Annotated in this window: 15 protein-coding genes and 2 tRNA genes; 3 read left to right on the plus strand and 14 right to left on the minus strand. The window is 54.4% G+C overall.

Features of this window, described 5'->3' with window-relative positions:
• Window positions 1–10: 10 nt before the first annotated feature.
• The 4 genes from CKV68_RS03780 to CKV68_RS03795 form a co-directional block, all read right to left on the minus strand.
• Window positions 11–439 (minus strand): DUF4233 domain-containing protein, encoded by a 429-nt coding sequence (locus CKV68_RS03780; RefSeq protein ID WP_013912100.1) that lies wholly within the window; start codon window positions 437–439, stop codon window positions 11–13.
• A complete protein-coding gene (gene folC / locus CKV68_RS03785) occupies window positions 436–1,998 on the minus strand; it encodes a bifunctional tetrahydrofolate synthase/dihydrofolate synthase (RefSeq protein WP_014526122.1) in 1,563 nt (520 codons plus the stop codon). Before folC ends, CKV68_RS03780 begins: the two co-directional genes overlap by 4 nt.
• The gene (locus CKV68_RS03790; RefSeq protein ID WP_014526123.1) at window positions 1,999–4,734 is read right to left on the minus strand and encodes a valine--tRNA ligase; all 2,736 of its coding nucleotides are present in this window, start codon (window positions 4,732–4,734) and stop codon (window positions 1,999–2,001) included. It lies immediately after the preceding gene.
• Window positions 4,735–4,899: 165 nt separating this feature from the next.
• Complete coding sequence (locus CKV68_RS03795; RefSeq protein WP_013912103.1) at window positions 4,900–5,880, minus strand: malate dehydrogenase; 981 nt, start codon at window positions 5,878–5,880, stop codon at window positions 4,900–4,902.
• A 615-nt stretch (window positions 5,881–6,495) separates the two neighbouring features.
• On the opposite strand from CKV68_RS03795, the gene CKV68_RS03800 reads away from it, so the two are divergent.
• Window positions 6,496–7,254 carry a TetR/AcrR family transcriptional regulator gene (locus tag CKV68_RS03800; protein WP_013912104.1) on the plus strand — a complete coding sequence of 253 codons (759 nt, stop codon included), beginning with the start codon at window positions 6,496–6,498 and terminating at the stop codon, window positions 7,252–7,254.
• 60 nt (window positions 7,255–7,314) lie between these two features.
• On the opposite strand, the gene clpX is transcribed toward CKV68_RS03800, so the two are convergent.
• The 7 genes from clpX to CKV68_RS03835 all read right to left on the minus strand — a co-directional run bounded on the left by clpX (window position 7,315) and on the right by CKV68_RS03835 (window position 15,136).
• Entirely contained in the window at window positions 7,315–8,601 is a 1,287-nt protein-coding gene (gene clpX / locus CKV68_RS03805; RefSeq protein WP_095075622.1) for an ATP-dependent Clp protease ATP-binding subunit ClpX, read from the minus strand.
• Between the two features lie 162 nt (window positions 8,602–8,763).
• Window positions 8,764–11,526 carry an aminodeoxychorismate synthase component I gene (gene pabB / locus CKV68_RS03810; RefSeq protein ID WP_095075623.1) on the minus strand — a complete coding sequence of 921 codons (2,763 nt, stop codon included), beginning with the start codon at window positions 11,524–11,526 and terminating at the stop codon, window positions 8,764–8,766.
• 76 nt (window positions 11,527–11,602) lie between these two features.
• The gene (locus CKV68_RS03815; RefSeq protein WP_013912108.1) at window positions 11,603–12,232 is read right to left on the minus strand and encodes an ATP-dependent Clp protease proteolytic subunit; all 630 of its coding nucleotides are present in this window, start codon (window positions 12,230–12,232) and stop codon (window positions 11,603–11,605) included.
• A 15-nt stretch (window positions 12,233–12,247) separates the two neighbouring features.
• Window positions 12,248–12,847, minus strand: coding sequence for an ATP-dependent Clp protease proteolytic subunit (locus tag CKV68_RS03820; protein WP_013912109.1), 600 nt, complete (start codon window positions 12,845–12,847; stop codon window positions 12,248–12,250).
• 328 nt (window positions 12,848–13,175) lie between these two features.
• Window positions 13,176–14,528: a trigger factor gene (gene tig, locus CKV68_RS03825; protein WP_095075624.1), complete on the minus strand. Its 1,353-nt coding sequence runs from the start codon at window positions 14,526–14,528 to the stop codon at window positions 13,176–13,178.
• 76 nt (window positions 14,529–14,604) lie between these two features.
• Window positions 14,605–14,678 (minus strand) — tRNA-Pro (locus tag CKV68_RS03830).
• Between the two features lie 383 nt (window positions 14,679–15,061).
• Window positions 15,062–15,136 (minus strand) — tRNA-Gly (locus CKV68_RS03835).
• A gap of 267 nt (window positions 15,137–15,403) precedes the next feature.
• On the opposite strand from CKV68_RS03835, the gene CKV68_RS03840 reads away from it, so the two are divergent.
• Both CKV68_RS03840 and CKV68_RS03845 read left to right on the plus strand, forming a co-directional pair.
• Window positions 15,404–15,646: a helix-turn-helix transcriptional regulator gene (locus CKV68_RS03840; protein WP_013912111.1), complete on the plus strand. Its 243-nt coding sequence runs from the start codon at window positions 15,404–15,406 to the stop codon at window positions 15,644–15,646.
• A gap of 134 nt (window positions 15,647–15,780) precedes the next feature.
• Complete coding sequence (locus CKV68_RS03845) at window positions 15,781–16,584, plus strand: hypothetical protein (RefSeq protein WP_095075625.1); 804 nt, start codon at window positions 15,781–15,783, stop codon at window positions 16,582–16,584.
• Between the two features lie 82 nt (window positions 16,585–16,666).
• Here the strand turns inward: CKV68_RS03845 and CKV68_RS03850 are convergent, their stop codons facing one another.
• From CKV68_RS03850 to CKV68_RS03860, 3 genes are all read right to left on the minus strand, one after another.
• Entirely contained in the window at window positions 16,667–17,677 is a 1,011-nt protein-coding gene (locus tag CKV68_RS03850) for a pirin family protein (protein ID WP_038619118.1), read from the minus strand.
• A gap of 117 nt (window positions 17,678–17,794) precedes the next feature.
• Window positions 17,795–18,268, minus strand: a complete 474-nt coding sequence (locus CKV68_RS03855) for a ribose-5-phosphate isomerase (protein WP_014836691.1) — start codon at window positions 18,266–18,268, stop codon at window positions 17,795–17,797.
• A gap of 222 nt (window positions 18,269–18,490) precedes the next feature.
• Window positions 18,491–19,111, minus strand: coding sequence for a mycothiol-dependent nitroreductase Rv2466c family protein (locus CKV68_RS03860; protein WP_095075626.1), 621 nt, complete (start codon window positions 19,109–19,111; stop codon window positions 18,491–18,493).
• Window positions 19,112–19,276: the final 165 nt, after the last annotated feature.

Raw genomic sequence — 19,276 nt, forward strand, 5'->3', positions numbered from 1 at the left:
CCCCACGGGGTTAAAGGTGCTGGGTGGTGAGCAACCCGCGCTTCATTCTCTCAATGAGATTCTTACGCAGGTACAGCAGGTACCACCACACGGCAATATAAATGACGGCCATGATGCCCATGGAAATATGCACAACAAATCCTGCGAGCGCGAACACCTGGATGCCGATATTTGCTTTCAGAGCCCAGCGTTTCTTCTGCAGGAAAGACAAGATGAGCATCGCTGTGGACACGGCGGTGACATAGACCCAGTTAAAGGTGGTCCAGTGGATGCCGTTATCAACACGCAAAATAACGGTAAGCACAAGGTAGAAGGAGATGGCTTGCATCATCATGGTCCCGGCCATGACGCCGCGTAGCCCCTTCATCGGGTCTTTGGCGGGTTCGTGCCCAGGGCCTAGTGGCCCGTATTCGATTGATTCATCGGAAGAGCGGGTCATGCGGGTTCCTTTCCAAAAAGGGTTCGAGCCTCTCCCGCTGTGACAACGGAACCTGTGATGATAACGCCTGCACCTGATTGAATATCGGTATCCTCGGCCAGTTCGACGGCAAGTTCGACCGCACCAGGCAGGTTGTAGGCCACATGGACGCGTTCTTCGCCGAAAATGTTTCGGGCTTCGTCGGCAAGCTCCTCGGCATCGAGCGCGCGTGGCGAGGAGTTCGTGGTCACCACGATTTCCGAAAGATAGGGTTCAAGCGACCGCAGTACACCGCGATAATCTTTATCGCTGAGTACGGCCACAACTCCAATGAGTCGTGAGAAATCGAAATCCCTGTCCAATGCCACCCCAAGTGCCGCAGCACCGTGTGGATTGTGGGCAGCATCGATGAAGACTGTTGGCGCAGTACGCACTCTTTCCAAGCGCCCAGGCGACTGCACTGAGGCAAAACCTTCGCGCACTGTGTCTTGGTCTAGTTGCCGGCCTGCTCCTGCGCCAAAAAACGCTTCTACTGCGGCCAAAGCGCAGGCTGCGTTGCGGGCTTGATGTTCCCCGGATAGTGGCAGGAAAATATCGGTGTAGTCACCACCGAGTCCGCGGATACTGAGTTGCTGCCCGCCCACGGCGATGGTGGACTCAATCACACCAAACTCGGCGCCTGATCGAGCAACCGAGGCATCCACCGACACTGCTTGTTCCAGGATTATGTTCATGGCTTTGGGATCTTGTTCCGCCACGATCGCTACGTTGTCCGGCGGCGTGAGCAGATCATCAACGTCCCATCGAGATTTAATGATCCCCGCTTTTTCTGCGGCGATCTCCTCGATGCTTTCACCCAGGAAGTCTGTGTGATCGAGGCCTACTGGCATGACCACAGCGACATCGGCGTTAATCACATTCGTGGCGTCCCATCGTCCGCCCATTCCGACTTCAACCACAGCAACGTCTACTGGCGCATCGGCAAAAGCCGCGTAAGCCATGGCGGTGAGCACTTCAAACTTGCTCATTTTAGGCCCGTCGGATGCCTCCGACTTAGCGTCCACCATCTCCACATACGGTTTAATTTCTTCCCATATCCGCACGTATTCCCGCGGGTGGATCGGCGCGCCGTCAATCGCGATACGCTCAGTGACCAGCTGCAAATGCGGGCTAGTGGTGCGCCCAGTACGACGATGGAAAGCACGCATGAGTGCCTCAATCATGCGCACTGTCGACGTTTTTCCGTTAGTCCCCGCAACGTGAATCGTATTGAATGCGCGCTCGGGGTTTCCCAGCAGATCCATGAGGAGTTCTACCCGGTCAAGCGTCGGGTCAATCTTGGCCTCCGACCACCGTTGATCCAGCTCGGCCTCTACCAGCGCCAGCGATGCAAGGTCCTCCGGGGTGACCTCGCGAGATTCCGGCGCGTTGGCTTCAGCGTGCATGGCGATGGGGAGGGATAGCCCATCCTCGCTGAGTTTCACTTCCCCCATGCCAAGGGTGGCAAGCTCCTCGTGCAGAGTCTCGTCAATGGTGCGCTCAAGCTCACCCTCATCATGTGAATGCTGCTGGTCAACCACTTAGTTCAGCTCCTCAAGGCGGGCGTTGATGCGCGCCACCTCTTCTTCTGCGATCTTCTGGCGGTTGCGGATTTTCTCTACCACTGCCTCGGGCGCCTTGGACAAGAATGCCTCGTTGCCGAGTTTCTTAGCTGTGGTCTCCAATTCCTTGGTTGCCGCTGCCAAATCCTTCTCCAGGCGCTTACGCTCAGCAACCTTATCCACGGTTCCGGAGGTATCCAGCGAAACCACAACGGTGGCCTGCGACAAGCGCACTTCAATGCTTGCCGACGCCGCGAAGTCCTCCGCAGGAGTCTCAAGGCGAACCAAGGAACGCACGATGCTCTCCTGCTCGCCCAGGTCACAAGCGCTAAAGTCTACGCGTGCGGGCACCTTCTGGGACGGCTTGACGCCCTGGTCTGAGCGGAAGCGGCGTACCTCGGTGACGAGCTTCTCCACATCAGCTATACGACGAGCAGCGGTGGCGTCGATAAGCGCGCCGCCGTTTGTTTCCGCCTCGGTGGGCCATGCCGCTACGTTGAGGGACTCGCCATCGGTCAGAGCTTTCCACAGGACTTCCGTGACAAACGGCATCGCGGGATGCAGCATACGCAGTACAGCGTCCAGTACCTGCCCCAGCACGATCTGAGTGTTCTCGCCACGACGACGCTCCTCCGGAGTAGCGGAGTCAATATCACGTGGAATCTGCACCTTGGCAAACTCCAGGTACCAGTCGCAGAACTCTCCCCAGGTGAACTGGTAGAGGGCCTCATTTCCCTTAGCAAACTGATACGCATCAAAATAAGAATCTACCTGCGCGCGGACCTGCTCAAGGCGGTCGAGGATCCACCGGTCGGCGTCGCTCAGCTCCTCGCGGGCAGGAAGCTCGCCCATGCGTGCGCCATTCATGAGCGCAAATTTGGTGGCGTTGTAGAGCTTGGTAGCAAAGTTGCGGGAGCTCTGCGCGGAGTCTTCACCAACGGGCAGATCGACGCCGGGGTTGGCGCCACGGGCAAGAGTAAAGCGCAACGCATCAGCACCAAAACGTTCCACCCAGTCCATGGGGTCGATGCCGTTGCCCAAAGACTTACTCATCTTGCGCCCGTGTTCGTCGCGAACAAGACCGTGCAGGAAGAGGTCCGTAAACGGCACCTGCGGACGACCATCGCGGCCTTCCCCAAGAAGCTCCGGGGTGGTCTCAGCAGCAAGAGTGCCAAACATCATCATGCGGGCAACCCAGAAGAACAAGATGTCATAAGCAGTAACCAGAACCGAGGTTGGATAGAATTTTTCCAGCTCAGGTGTCTTTTCTGGCCAGCCCATCGTGGAGAACGGCCACAAAGCCGAGCTAAACCAGGTGTCCAGGACGTCAGGATCCTGCGTGTATCCCTCAGGCGCCTGCTCATCGGGCCCCACACACACGATGTCTCGCTGTCCGTTGGCGTCCTCAGGTCCGTACCAAATCGGAATGCGATGACCCCACCACAGCTGACGCGAAATGCACCAATCGTGCATGTCATCAACCCACTCAAAGTAACGCGGCTCTGCAGACTTGGGGTGGATGACCGTATCACCTTGGCGTACGGCGTCGCCAGCCATAGCGGCGAGTTCTTCCACGCTGACAAACCACTGGAGGGACAAACGCGGCTCAATGGCTTCACCCGAACGCTCTGAATGCCCTACCGAGTGCACATACGGGCGAATTTCCTTAACGATGCGCCCTTGCTCCGCAAGCGCCTCGCGGATCTTGACGCGAGCCTCCGCCCGATCCATTCCATCAAACTGTGTTCCCGTACCTGCGATATGGCCGGTCGAGTCCATAATGGTTGGCATATCAAGGTTGTGGCGCAAACCAAGCGCGTAATCGTTCGGGTCATGCGCCGGAGTGATCTTGACTGCGCCGGTACCAAACTCTGGGTCAACGTAATCATCAGCGACTACGATCATCTGCCGATCCGCAATAAACGGGTGTGGCAACGAGGTGCCTACCAGGTCCTTGTAGCGCTCATCCTCTGGGTGCACAGCCACTGCGACGTCACCCAGCATGGTCTCCACGCGCGTGGTGGCAACGATGACGTGTGGCTCGGAATCATCCAGGGATCCATACCGGATGGAGACAAGCTCGCCTTCAACATCCTTGTACACGACCTCAATGTCGGAGACAGCGGTCTCCAGGACCGGTGACCAGTTGACCAGGCGATTGGCCTGATAAATCATCCCGCGGTCATACATCTGCTTGAAAATAGTTTGAACTGCGCGCGAGAGGCCCTCATCAAGGGTAAAGCGCTCGCGGGACCAATCGACGGAATCGCCGATAGCTCGCATCTGCTTACCGATAGTTCCGCCGTACTCGTTTTTCCAGTTCCAGACATGGCCGATGAATTCTTCGCGGTCATAGTCCCACCGGCTCTTGCCCTCTTTTTCCTTGAGCATGGCCTCGACTTTGGTCTGAGTCGCGATTCCGGCGTGATCCATACCCGGCAGCCACAAGACTTCAAAGCCTTGCATCCTCTTGCGTCGAGCGATGGAGTCCATCAGCGTATGGTCCAAAGCATGGCCCATATGGAGCTGGCCAGTTACGTTTGGCGGAGGAAGCACAATAGAGAACGGCGGCTTGGAGCTAGAGGTGTTAGCGGTGAAGTAGCCAGCATCCACCCAGCTTTGATAAAGCTCCTGCTCATGAGCTTGGGGATCCCAGCTCGCGGGGAGGCGGTCAGCGCGGTTTGCATTCTCATTATTCGCAGTCACGTCGACCATCTTAGCGTTAGCACCAAGCACACTTCACGCTGGGGTTTTTAGGTAGCTCTCGGACCTTCCCCGCTCTCCTTATTCACCGAATCTATAAAACCAAAAATGCTCCCGATCCAAGAGCCACACAAGGCTCTGTCGGGAGCATTATTTTGGATAAGGCTTTTAGAGGGGCTACTTCAGCAAGTCGGCAACAGCCGCGCGCTCCTCTTCGAGCTCTTTCACGTTACGAGCGATACTTTCCTTCTGGAAGTCCGAGAGCTCAAGGCCATCGACGATCTTCCATTCGCCGCCTTCAGCGATAGTCGGGAAACCGAAGATAAGGCCCTCTGGGACGCCATAGGAACCATCCGAAGGGATAGCGGCCGTACGCCACTGGCCTTCCGTTCCATTGATCCAGTCATGCATATGATCGATTGCCGAGGACGCAGCCGAAGCTGCCGAAGACTTTCCGCGAACTTCAATGATCTCAGCGCCGCGCTTAGCCACTCGAGGAATGAACTCGTCTCGGTACCATGCATCATCAACCAAGTCAGCCAGCTTTTCTCCGTCCACGGTTGCATAAGCAATGTCCGGGAACTGACCTGCCGAGTGGTTACCCCACACAACAAAGTTCTCAATGCCGTTCTTATCGCGGTTAATCTTATCCGCAAGCTGGGAGATACCGCGGTTATGATCTAAGCGCATCATTGCATTGAAACGGTCAGCGGGAATGTCTTTAGCAGCAGACTGTGCAATCAGAGCGTTGGTGTTGGCAGGGTTTCCTACAACCAAGACGCGAATGTCATCTGCGGCGTTGCGGCTCAGAGCATCCCCCTGGGGGCCAAAGATCTTACCGTTAGCAGTCAGCAGCGCAGCCCGCTCCTCCCCTTTTCCTCGTGGCTTTGCGCCCACAAGGAATGCAGCATTCGTACCATCAAAAGCAACATCGGCGGAGTCAGTCACGGTGATGTTCTTTAAAAGTGGGAAGGCCGAGTCAAGCAATTCCATTGCCACACCCTCAGCGCCACCGATTGCCTGAGGGATCTCAAGAAGCTGAAGCTCAATTGGGGTGTCTTTGCCGTACACATCGCCATTGGCGATACGCCACAGCAAAGAATAGGCAATCTGCCCAGCCGCACCAGTGACAGCGATCTTCTTCACAGCGTGATTCATCGTGAGTTGTACTCCTTACAAATAAAGAACCTAGCTTTATTCGACGCTCACACCGCACGACTGCACCCACCCCACGGTGGCACTAAGCGTTTACTTTGCACGGCTGTGAACTACGTCAAATACCACCCTCAAGAGTAATGACAATGCCACTTTTTTTCCTGTCGACTCATCGTTTACGCAGGTCACCCACACAAGACAATGATCACATGTGAATTTCAACACTCTTTTTAATCGGTTTACTTTACCCCCGAAAGTGCATTTTTAGCAACGTTTCGCCGACAACGGCGCTGGAGCACCATCGAGAAGGACGCGGATAAAACATCTCAAACACCCCCAAAAAGCCAGAGACGTTAACCCCGAATAGTCTTTAACAGTGAAACCCAGCACTTTTCGACTATCTTTAGCCACGAGGGGTAATGTTTTTCTCTTACTTCCCCTAAAAGTTGTCGTTTCCACCGCTAGGTTAACCTGCGTTCTGCGTTCAAACTGTCATAAGGCAGATCATCTTTATGGAGGAAACAGTTAAAAATATCACTAATTTATCTATATATTTCGCGAGGATTAATCGGCCCATGCATCAGTCCTCGACGTCATTGTTCGAGATAGGAGTACATCGTGAATGGCACTGTGGATCACATCGAGAATACGTCGGTAGATAATACGCCAGAGGTCTCCCCGCAGACGGTGCTTGCAATTGCTCTAGAGATGTTCTCCGAACTCGGTTTCTCCGATGCCAAGCTTGAAGCAATCGCAAAGCAATCCGGGATGTCTAAACGAATGATCCATTATCACTTTGGTGATAAGAAGGGTCTTTATCGCAGATGTTTGGAAGAAGCAGTCCGCAGGCTCAGGCCATCAGCGGAGGAAATGCAGCTAGAAACTCCTGTTCCTGTCGATGGAGTCCGCAAAGTCGTGGAAGCTGTTTTCCGAACCTATGTCATGCACCCAGAATCTATCCGTATTTTGCAGATGGAAAACCTGCATCACTTTGGCAAAATCGCAGAGGCGAGCCCACTCTCCGATCAGTCTTCCATCATGCTTCAGCTAGACAAATTGCTCATGCTGGGACAAGACGCCGGCGCGTTCCGCCCTGGGATCTCCGCACAGGATGTGTTCACCCTCATCGCCTCGCTAGCGGTTTTCCGAGTCAATTCTCGCTCCACTACGCTCAACCTCTACAGCGTAGACATGATGGATGAGGACAACACTCAAGGTATGGCACGTCTGGCAGTCGACGCGGTTTTGGCATTCCTCACATCAAACCTCAAAGGCTCTGATGACGTCAGTTACCTCACGTCGACGGCCCCCAGTGATTCGATCACACGCAACATGGAGGAAGCCTCCTACCAGGTCGACGCAGACCCATTTTCTTAAATAATCAGTATCTCAAAAGCGGTTCCACTATCCCGTGGAACCGCTTTTTTCATCCTTTTTTTACGCAGTCTTTTCTTCTCCAGCTTGTTCAGACATCTGCGGAGGTTCTTCGCCTCGCACCGATGCTGCCGTCACCGTGACCACTCCCACATCTTCTAGGTCAGGAATATCGTACATAACGGGGACAAGAAGTTCTTCCATGATGGCTCGCAGCCCGCGTGCGCCGGTGCCACGCTCTATTGCCAGGTCAGCAATGATCTCAAGGGCATCATCATCAAATTCCAGAGCCACCCCATCCATCTCAAAAAGACGCTGATACTGCTTTACCAGAGAATTTTTAGGCTCGGTGAGCACCTTGACCAGAGACCTTTGGTCCAAATTCCCCACGGTGGCAACGATCGGCAACCGGCCAATAAACTCTGGGATCAGCCCAAACTTGACTAGGTCTTCTGGCAGGACTTCTTTGAATACGTCGATCTCGTCGATATCTTCTTTTGTGGTCAGCTCGGCACCAAAACCAATGCCTTTTTTGCCACGACGGTCCTCGATAACCTTTTCCAACCCAGCAAATGCCCCTGCAACGATAAACAAAATGTTTGAGGTATCCAGCTGGATAAAATCTTGATTGGGGTGCTTACGCCCGCCCTGTGGCGGGATGGAAGCCACTGTCCCCTCAAGAATCTTGAGCAATGCCTGCTGCACGCCCTCACCGGACACATCTCGCGTAATAGACGGGTTATCAGACTTCCGAGAAATCTTATCTACCTCATCGACATAGATAATTCCCCGTTGCGCACGCTGGACATCAAACTCTGCGGCCTGCAACAACTTCAAAAGAATATTCTCTACGTCTTCACCCACATAGCCGGCCTCGGTCAGTGACGTGGCGTCTGCGATGGCGAAGGGGACGTCGAGAAGCCTAGCCAAGGTCTGTGCCAGATACGTCTTTCCGGAGCCCGTTGGCCCAAGCATCAAAATGTTGGACTTTTGCAGCTCTGTCTCGTCGTCTTTATTTTTACGCGTGCTCAGAACACGAGATTCTTCAGCACGCACCCGTTTGTAGTGGTTATACACCGCCACAGACAGGATTCGTTTAGCGTCGTCTTGCCCAATCACATACTTATCAAGGAACGCGGAAATCTCCGAAGGGCGCGGCAGCTTAGTGCCCTCGTCCTTCTTCTCCTCAGCAGCAGTGCTGAGCTCTTCCTCGATGATCTCATTGCATAGTTCGATACATTCGTCGCAGATATAAACTCCGCCACCCGCGATCAGCTTCTTTACCTGCTTCTGACTCTTTCCACAGAAGGAGCATTTGAGCAGGTCAGCGCTTTCTTGCATACGTGTCATGGTGAGGTTGAAGCTCTCAATTCTTCCCAGCCGTCAGCGGCCAAACGGATTAGTAATCGACTGTCCTTCACTTTAGCGGGTACGTCAAACTAACGGGCTCGTACGCGCCCAGCGCCTTTTTACCCCAAGGCACAAGACAATCCACCGTAGCAGAATTATCCCTTAGTTTTCTCTGATTAGTGGCTGCTGTTTGCCGGCCAGCATATGACGGAATCGCGCTAGTCGTTGGGTATCGCACGGCACTGGCTCACCATCAAGCTCACTCACCCGAGAAATTCCGTGCAACGCGTTGACAACCCACAGCTCCGCTCCACGAAGCGCTGAGCTGTCATACGTTTTCTGGGTCACTCGATACCCTAATTCCCGAGCAATCTCCTTGACCATGCGCTCGGTTACTGAGCTTAAGCGTTCTGCCTGCATGGACACGAGTTCATTGTCTTTCCAGGCCATGAGTGCTGCAGTGGTCGTCTCATGTACTCCCCGTGGGGAAACAAGCACAGCATCGTCGGTGGGCACTGCATTTTTGATCCTTAACAGTTCAGACAGGTCGGGCCCTTTTATCGTCGGATGTTGAGTTTGCCCAGGCTGCACCATAACGGTAGTCAGCGTCGTAGCTTCTCGACGCTTCGGCGCAGGCCTAAACCGCACGCGCAGCGTGCCGCCGGGGAGGCTTTCCAAGCGAGGAAACCACTCCCCATGCAGAGGAAGCTCTCGCTTGACGGCGGCTAAGAATCTATCGATCTCGTCTTCTCGCGCTGTCTGCAGCTCGAGACAACTGGCGCGGAAGCGCCGGCAATGGGAGTCAAAGCCGCGGGCGTGGCCGTCGACAAGCAAAAAGGAATCAATCACCGTCGGGGGTTGCGTGTGGAGTGCCGGTTGGAGCCTGGCGCCGTCAAATTCCAGAAGCTCTTCGTGGGGAAAGCCCTGCGCAACCAGGCTCAGCAACGGTGCAGACTTTGTGACTATCTCCTCCCATTCTGCGTCGGCGTTCGATAACGCGATAATGGCGCCCCCTACCCCATAGCTCAGGCGCTGCTCCTGCACGACCGCGGTACGGATCGTCATTGCCAGATCCATGTTCCCGTCCACGGAGATGAAGCCGACCGCCCCGGAATAGACCCCGCGTGGGTGTCCTTCCAGCTCAGCGATAATCTCCATCGTCCTATACTTGGGAGCACCCGTCATTGAGCCGCCGGGGAAAGCCGCGCGGATCACATCCACGGGGGTTGCAGACTCTCTCACTTTCCCGCTGACAGTGGAGACCAGCTGATGTGCTCTGGAAAAAGTCTTTACTTGGCACAACTCGTCTACCCGTACGCTGCCGTATTCGCAGACATGTGCAAGATCATTGCGCACTAAATCCACAATCATGAGGTTTTCTGCACGGTCTTTCTTATTCGTGGCCAAGTCGTGCCGCATGTCGGCATCTTTTTTCTCGTCTTGACACCGCGCGCGAGTGCCTTTGATCGGCTCTGAAGAGACCACCCCTTGGCTCATCTTTAAAAATCGCTCCGGTGACGAGCTCACTACGTGGGTATCACCTAGAACAAGCAGCGAACGCATGGGGGCTGGAGCGATCTCTGTGAGGCGTCGATATGCCGCAGGCGCGTCAAAGGCACCGTCAATGGGGGCTTCTAGCTGGGTGGTCAAACACACCTCATACGTTGCGCCTTGGCTAATGAGCTCTTGAATCTCAGCAATACTGTGCAGATACTTTCGTCGCGATTCCCGCACTCGCAGTCGCCCCACCGCAGAAGGGTCAAAAGTCCCCACGGGGGGCGCAGCTTGTATCTGCGCCATCGCAGCGTCACACCAGTCTATGGCTTCCCGTGTCTCGCGATCATTGCGTGAGACAAGCGCTACCAGCTGCAAACGCCCTCGTTCCATAACCACAATCCGCTCAGCAAAAAACATTTTTAGTGCTTCACCGAGTACGGGAGCTTGTGCCTGTGCCTGCGGACCAAAGTCAGGATGGTTCGCCTCATAGCCTACGTAGCCGAACCATCCTGGTAGTGCCGCAGGGATCGCGCCATCGTTGCTCTCAACGTGCACCTGCGGGCATGCGTCCATGCTCAGAGACAAGGCATCGAGGGAATCAATTATCTTCCCACCATCATGAGGTGCAATGATGCTTTTACCCTCGAACTCCACCAGCACGCCCTGTCCACCGAGAGCAGCAAAAATGTCAACGGGTCCTACGCCCTCTGGGACGGCTGACTCACGCACCACAACAGACCTGCCGTGAGAGGTACGGCCAGTCTCGCGCTGCTCCGCGATCCCCACAAAGTTAGCAATGAGCTGCTCGCCGTATTCGCTACCGATAGACTCCGGGTGAAATTGCACTCCCCACCATGGTTTTGTCCTGTGTTCTAGGGCCATAACAAGACCCTCAGCATTCCTCGCGGTCACTTGCATGGAGTCGGGAACGTCCGTGACCACGAGCGAGTGGTAGCGCACCACAGTAAAAGAATCCGCGATTTTTTCCCACAATGGGCCGGTGGATGTCACCCAGATGGTATCTTCCCTGCCGTGGACCGGCTCGGGCGCCTTTTCTACCCTCCCGCCCTCAACGTAAGCCATCGCTTGCATACCCAGGCATACGCCCAGTACCGGAACCTCCGAATGCTCCAACGCTGCAGCAGAGACTCCCAGGTCTGAAGGAATAGTGGGAGCGCCAGGTCCCGGAGAAATCACGACCGCGTCAAAGGCATCAGGGGACGTGCTGCCCTGCTTACTGATGCGATTGATATCCAGGGGGGCGTCGTTACGCATCACCGTGACCGCAGCCCCGCAGCGCGCAAGATAGTCCACAATGTTGTACGTAAAAGAATCGTAATTATCGATAACTAAAACGCGGAGAGCAGTCTTCTCGGGCTCGCCGCTAGCTTCTCGACGTCCCCTCGCATCGCAAGCAGGTGTAATCACTCTCCCGATTATGGCAAAGTCCCCACAGCACCAATAATTTAGGGTGCGGCGGGGACTTCCTTAAGACCAGAACTTGCTAGCCGTTGAGCTTGCGATAATCAAAAACCTGGTCAATGATGCCGTATTCCACGGCTTCTTGTGCGGTGAGAATCTTATCGCGGTCAGTATCAATGCGAACCTGCTCAGGAGTACGACCAGTGTGACGCGAAAGGGTCTGCTCCATCAGCGCACGCATGCGCTCGATTTCTTTCGCCTGAATCTCCAGGTCCGAGACCTGTCCCTGCGTCCCCTGGGTAGCAGGCTGGTGAATCAGCACACGGGAGTTAGGCAAGCAGGCACGCTTACCTGGTGCGCCCGCAGCGAGCAGCACCGCTGCTGCCGACGCCGCCTGACCCAAGCAGACGGTGCGCACGTCAGGACGCACGTACTGCATGGTGTCGTAGATAGCCATCAGGGAGGTAAAAGAGCCGCCTGGAGAGTTGATGTACATCGTGATGTCACGATCAGGATCAAGCCCCTCCAACACCAATAGCTGCGCCATGATGTCATTGGCAGAGGTATCATCCACCTGCGTGCCCAAGAAGATAATGCGCTCTTCAAAGAGCTTGGCGTAAGGATTAGTCTCCTTGGTGCCATAAGTAGAGTGCTCGATAAACGAAGGCAGCACGTAACGAGCAGAGGGCATCTGCATTCCGGAAGTAGTCATGTATATTCTCCTGCCTTAGTTAGAAAGCGGACCCTGAGCGGACGCAATCACGTGGTCGACAATGCCATATTCTTTAGCCTGCGCAGCCGTAAACCAACGGTCACGATCAGAATCCTTGGTGATCTGCTCAAAAGTCTGACCGGTGTGTTCTGCGATAAGCTCAGCCATCTCACGCTTGGTCTGCGCGAACTGCTCAGCCTGAATAGCGATATCAGCTGCCGTTCCGCCCACACCTGCTGAAGGCTGGTGCATCATAATGCGTGCGTGAGGAAGAGCATAGCGCTTCCCCTTTGTGCCACCGGAGAGCAAGAACTGCCCCATAGAAGCAGCAAGCCCCATGCCGTACGTAGCGATATCGCAAGGCGAGTACTTCATCGTGTCATAAATGGCCATACCGGCAGTGACAGAGCCACCCGGCGAGTTAATGTACAGGGAAATATCGCGGTGCGGATCCTCAGCAGACAGCAGCAAGATCTGTGCGCAGAGCTTATTCGCGATTTCATCATCCACTTGCGTTCCAAGGAAGATAATTCGCTCGCGCAAGAGGCGCTCATACACGGAATCACTCAGGTTCAGGCCAGCGCTGCCCTGAGCCATGCGGATCTGGTCACTCATTCCAGTACTCCTTACAGATTTTCATTTTTAGCCAGCCACGTGACTATCGAATGCAACCCACGTTACCTGCCTATTAGTCCTCCCATGGCACCTGTTCGCTCACAGCGTAGGACAAACTAACAAGCAGAGCCACTATCCCACAGCGATACAGCCTGTTGCGCGGTTGTATTGCCCAGTTGTCGTTTTTGAGAACGCTAGCAGGGTCGAGTTCTACAAACCCCACGTCGAGTTTTCTAGCGTTCTCAAAAACGACAAAACTTCTATCCCGGCATAGCAAAAGGCCTCAATGAGCGTTGCATCTCATTGAGGCCTTTTGTGTATAAGCCTATTACTTAGCCTCGTCCTCGGAAGCTTCTGCTTCTTCCTCACCGAAGTACTGAGTCGGGTCAACTACGTTGCCTTCCTCGTCCTTAACGGAGACACGGCAGATAGCTGCTGCCAAAGCCTTGCCACGGCGAACATCAGAGAACAAGTTAGCGATCTGACCGGACTGCTGCAGCTGCATCACAAACTGGTTTGGCTCCATGCCATAGTTCTGTGCAGTGAAGAGGATATGATCGGTCAGCTCCTGCTGAGAAACCTCAGGTGCTTCTTGCTCTGCAAGAGCGTCGAGGAACAGCTGAGTACGGACTGCCTCTTCAGAGTTCTTACGGTTCTCTGCGTCGAAGTCTTCGCGAGTGGTTCCCTGTGCCTCAAGAGCAGCGTTCAAAGCGGCCTCATCGTGAGCGAGCTGGCCAAGCAGCTGGTGCAGCTGAGCCTCAACCTGCTCGTTAACAACACCTTCCGGAAGCTCGAATGTGGACTCTGCGAGTGCCGCCTTCAAGACTTCATCACGAATAGCAGTTGCCTGTGCAGCCTTTGCCTTTTCCTCAACCTGTGCGGTGACGGACTCGCGGAGTTCCTCAACGGTGTCAAACTCGGAAGCCATCTGCACGAACTCTTCGTCGACTTCAGGAAGCTTGCGCTCCTTGGTCTGCTGAACAGTTACGGTGACAGTTGCTTCTTTACCAGCGTACTCGCCAGCCTGAAGAGTGGTGGTGAATTCTGCGGACTCACCGGTCTTGAGACCGCGGAGAGCGGTGTCTAGGCCGTCAATGAGATCGCCAGCACCAACCTGGTAAGACATACCCTCGGTTGTAGCCTCTTCGATTGCCTCACCGTCAACGGAAGCCGCAAGATCAATGGTGGCAAAGTCGTTGGTCTTCAGCTTGCGCTTGGTGTCCTTCAGCTCGCCGAAGCGCTCACGCAAACGATCAATCTCAGCGTCGACTGCTTCTTCATCAACCTTGAGTGCAGGAACCTCTACATTGAAGGCAGCAAAATCAGGGACGGTGATTTCTGGACGAACATCGACCTCAGCAGTGAACTCAACAACGTCGTTGTCTTCGATCTTTGTGATATCGATAGCAGGCTGACCCAAGACCACGAGCTCGTTTTCTTCACAGGCCTGCTGGTAACGGGTAGGAAGCATGTCGTTGACAACCTGCTCCAAAACCGGTCCGCGACCGATGCGGGCGTCGATAAGCTGGCGCGGCGCTTTGCCACGACGGAAGCCTGGAATGTTGATCTGCTGAGCCAACGCCTTGTAGGCCTGATCGATCTCAGACTTCAGCTCCTCGAAAGGAACCTCAACGTTGAGCTTGACGCGGGTGTCGCTCAGCTTTTCGACGGAACTCTTCACGAGCCATTCTCCTGATCGTTGGGTACTCAATAAATTTAAAAAATCCCTCCACCCTTACCAAGTGGAGGGATCTACGTCGGGACGACAGGATTTGAACCTGCGACCCCCTGCTCCCAAAGCAGGTGCGCTACCAAACTGCGCCACGTCCCGTTGTCGAACTTTCAAACAAACGCGCACACAATACAAACATGGAATACGGATTCTCCGCACCAAGTTCGTACATGCAGTGTACAAGCTGCCCCTAAAAAGTTACGCCATAGAATCGGTTTTTCCCAAAACGCCAGTTCAAAGGCACTAAAAGAGGAAATTACTACTACACGTTAGGAAAATTTTTCGCGCTTCAGTCTTCCGCCGTCGCTTGCCCCCGCCCACTCCACAAAAGCCAAGAATTGTCGTTTTTGAGAACGCTAGCGACCATGCGCCACACAAAACCGCCACTCGAATTTTTCAGCGTTCTCAAAAACGACAATCCCCACTCAAACAACATCGCAAAAAGCCGGCAACCTTGAATCAAGGCCACCGGCTTTTAAAAGTGGAGGGAATGACGGGAATCGAACCCGCGTCTTCAGCTTGGAAGGCTGAGGTATTAGCCACTATACGACATTCCCACTAGCGTTTGAGCGTGTCGAACGCTGTGCGCATAACAGTAGCGGACTTTCACGATAAGAACAAAACCCCAGCATCTCCCCGTAACTTTCATAATTCCACGTACCACCACCCACCCTTTCCCGCCTGTCAGTAAAACCAATTTTTCTACATAATTTCTCTAAAGTTTTTCACCTCTCAAAAATCTTCAAACCCCTCTTTTACCCAACACCAAGGCCCGATAACCTGCACAAAAGACACATTATTGATTAGTGAGTTATTATGTTTTCATGCAACCGAAGATCATCGACGCAGATACCGGCCGCGAATTGTGGACCGCAAATGACTGCGCAGAGTTCTCGGGCACGGCTCGTGGCACTTTTACGAGTTACGCAGGTCGAGGACGTGCCCCTTCCCCCGTAGCTAAACACCATGGTCTAACTTTGTGGGATTCCGAAGCAGTCAAAGAATGGGTCAATGCCCGCAACGCTATGAAAGACCCAGAACCTGAAGACCCCGTCGCAGATGTATAAAGTCACATCTCGCAAAGTTTCTCTTCCCGCGTTCCTCAGCCCCCATCCGCAAGGTTAGGCTGAGGAACTTTTTGTTTCCTTGGAACGTTGGTCAAAGTAATTAACGTCCCCAAATTTCCACGGAGGCATTCACAATGATTGCGTTATTACTTGTCGTCCTCGTTGTCGGCGGTGCCGTCTTCTTCCTCAGCAGAGGCAATAAAAGTAACCGGCAAATCGAGTCAGACAATCTCCAAGACTCAATCGCAGAAGCTCGCCGTTGGATCGAAAGACTAGGGTCACAAGTACTCACGATCTCAGGCACCGATGCAGCATCCACACAAGCCATTGCCGACGCCTCAGAGCGCTACAACGCAGCATCTTCCCAAATCAGCACGGCCACGACGGTGCGCCAAGCAGAATTAGCACGCGAGTCTGCACTAGAAGGCCTGCACTATATGAATGCCGCCCGCGAGATCATGGGACTACCTGCTGGCCCTGAGCTACCGCCGCTAGAAGGCCAACGCCAAGCAGGAAAAGTCACCGAAAACCGAACCATCGACTTCGAAGGCCAACAAATCACGGCCTCTCCTCACGCCACACCCGATACCCCGAATTACTACCCTGGTGGAATGGTTGCCGGCCGCCCGGTTCCTGCCGGATGGTATTCCGAGCCGTGGTGGGCGGGCGCGTTGCGTAGTGGCCTCTGGACTGCCGGATCCGTTTTTCTCTTTAGCTCGTTGTTCAACGGCATGTCTGGCGTCGGGTACAGCGCTCATGCCTTTGAGTCCGGTTTTGATAAGGGCTATACAGAAGGCCTTGCAGCCAATGGTGGCGATGGCGGCGGAGACATAGGAGACGTCGGAGGAGATTCCGGCGATGACGGTGGATTCTTTGATGGTTTCTTCGGCGGCGACGGTGGCGATGGCGGCGGATTCGACTTTGACTTCGATTTTTAGCCGCTAAGCCCCTCCGCAAAGTGTGAAGGTGCCCGTGCTTCCATGCACAGGCACCTTCACTTTTGTTTGTTGCTATTCCTGCCTATGGCCGCGCATACGGCGCCGGGTTTCTCCGCGGCCGTAGCGTCACGTTGGGCAACGTGGGGGCTTCAATTCGCGCTAATCCCTGCGCGTTGATCCCCTCGCCCCGAGCATTCACTCCGCCATGGCCTTGATACCCGACGACCTTGCCAAAACGATCTTCTTGGGCTTGCCAATCATCTCTGCTCTTGCGGATCTCTTCGGTCGACCGTCCTACAAAGTTCCACCACATAACGATCTCTTCCGCAAACGGCTGCCCACCGATCAGCAGTACTCTGCCGTCGCTATCGCTGTGGTTGGATATCACGATGCGTTCCGTGCCAACCCCTACATAAGCAAGCGCCGCGTGGGGAATAGCAACGTCTTCTACCGTGATCGTTCCGGCGTCGACAAGCACTCCATGCTCAAAAGCTGGATCGAGGGGTATGGCGAGGGAAGAATTCTTCTTGACACGTATTTCCGCTCCTACCAGCGGGGTAAACGTTTGTACTGGACTTTTCATGCCGCAGAGCTCGCCAAGAAAAACAGTTGCCTGCCCCTCCCCTAGATCTACAGGTTCAGGAGAATAATGTTCGAAGGAGCGTGGCGCTATGTTCCGGGCTGAATCCGGCAACGCAATCCAGAGCTGGACGCCGTGGAGAGTTTCTGTGGTTGGTGTAGATACCTCCGAATGGCAAATTCCAGCTCCCGAAGTCATTAAATTAACCTCTCCAGGGCGCACCGTGCCAACGTTTCCGCCTGAGTCGCGGTGCTCTATTTCCCCACGGAACAACCAGCTAACGGTCTGCAAACCAGTGTGAGGGTGCGGCGCCACATCCATGCCTCCAGTCCGAGAAACCTCATCGGGGCCATAGTGATCTACAAAGCACCATGCCCCGATCATCGTCCGTTTTTTCTGAGGTAGTGTCCGACGCACGGTCATCGCACGTAATCCCCCGAGTGGAACCTCCCGAGCAGTGATGATTTCCACTGGGGCCCGCATGGGCTGACTGTTGCTATGCATATTCGTCATCGCTTTCCACCTCATCGATTGCACGTAGTAAAAAATCCCCGATATCACGGCCGGAGAGAGGCCTCGGATATCAGGGATCGTTAGTTGTAAAAAGACAGCTGTAGCGCTAGAGAAGAATTAAGCTTCCGGAAGCGCCGGGGCGATTCCTGTGCGCTCGTATTCGGAGAGGATATCGATGCGCCGCTGGTGGCGTTCCTCCTTGCTCCACTCCTGTTCAATAAAGGCGTCAACGATCTGGAGTGCTTCTTCTTCAGAATGCATCCGGCCGCCCAAACCGATCAGCTGGGCGTTGTTGTGCTCACGAGCCAGCCGGGCAGTTTCCACCGACCATGCCAATGCGCAACGAGCGCCCTTGACTTTATTAGCGGCGATCTGTTCGCCGTTACCCGAACCACCCAACACGATGCCGAGTGAACCAGGGTCATTAACCACGCGGCTAGCAGCCTCAATACAGTACGCCGGATAGTCATCCTGGGCGTCATAAGTGTGTGCACCGCAGTCAATAACCTCATGTCCCTTGGTCTTGAGGTGTTCCGCGATAATGTTCTTCATTTCGAACCCTGCATGGTCCGCTCCGAGGTAAACGCGCATAGTTTCAAAGTGTATCGCATCACCGCACCCCATTAAGAAGGGGACAAATCACCTCATACCTTCTTCCCTTAGCTACTTAACTTCCCTTAAGGCCTTAACAAGGAAATATATCGTTATATGAGTCGCTGGATGGGATCATACGCAGACCACACGCAGATCATACGAGTGCACCACTAAAAAACATGTGACGCACTGCACCTCGTACAAAGCCTCATACAGGGGTTAGTCAAAGCGAGGACTCTCTGTCCTCGACCGCTTTAGCTCGAAGAAATAGGGATAGGAACCTAGTGCGATGGAGGCGTCGAAAAGCTTCCCAGCTTCTTCCCCACGCGGAATCCGCGTGATAACAGGACCAAAGAACGCAGAATCTCCCAGCTTGATCACTGGTGTCCCCACATCGTTGCCCACTAGTTCCATGGCACCGCGATGATATTCACGCAATTCTTTATCCCAAGTTTCAGTGTTAGCCACTTCTGCCAACGTGGGATCCAATCCGACCGTGGACAGTGCAGACTTAATGATCTCGTCATAAGCGCCAAAGCCCTGCTTACCGCCTTGACCGTTGTTATGAATCTCAGTTCCCATGACTGTATAGAGCTCATCAAGCTTATCGGGGTGCTGTGAGGCGACTGCCGCGAACACTCGCGCTGGCCCCCAGTTCGCCTTCATCTTCTCTTTGTAGTCTTCCGGCAGCTCGTCTCGACCTTCGTTGAGAACAGAAAGGCTCATCGGCACCCATTCAACGTGAATGTTGCGAACCTGCTCCACTTCTTTGATCCACCGAGAGGTCACCCAACAAAAGGGGCAGCTCACGTCGAACCAGAATGTCACGTGCTCGGTCATAGAAGTCTCCTTTAATCCATCATGCGAGTTTCTCATCCAACGCACTTCGAAGTTCTCGGCCCTTAACCTTCCCTCAAGTGCGCAACACTGCCCTTTTCAACGCATCTCCCCACGCGATCATTCCACGCCATGCTTGTCCTTCTGCGTTTGTCCTGCTGCAAAAAA

The organism is Corynebacterium ulcerans, from assembly GCF_900187135.1.
Lineage (GTDB): Bacteria > Actinomycetota > Actinomycetes > Mycobacteriales > Mycobacteriaceae > Corynebacterium > Corynebacterium ulcerans.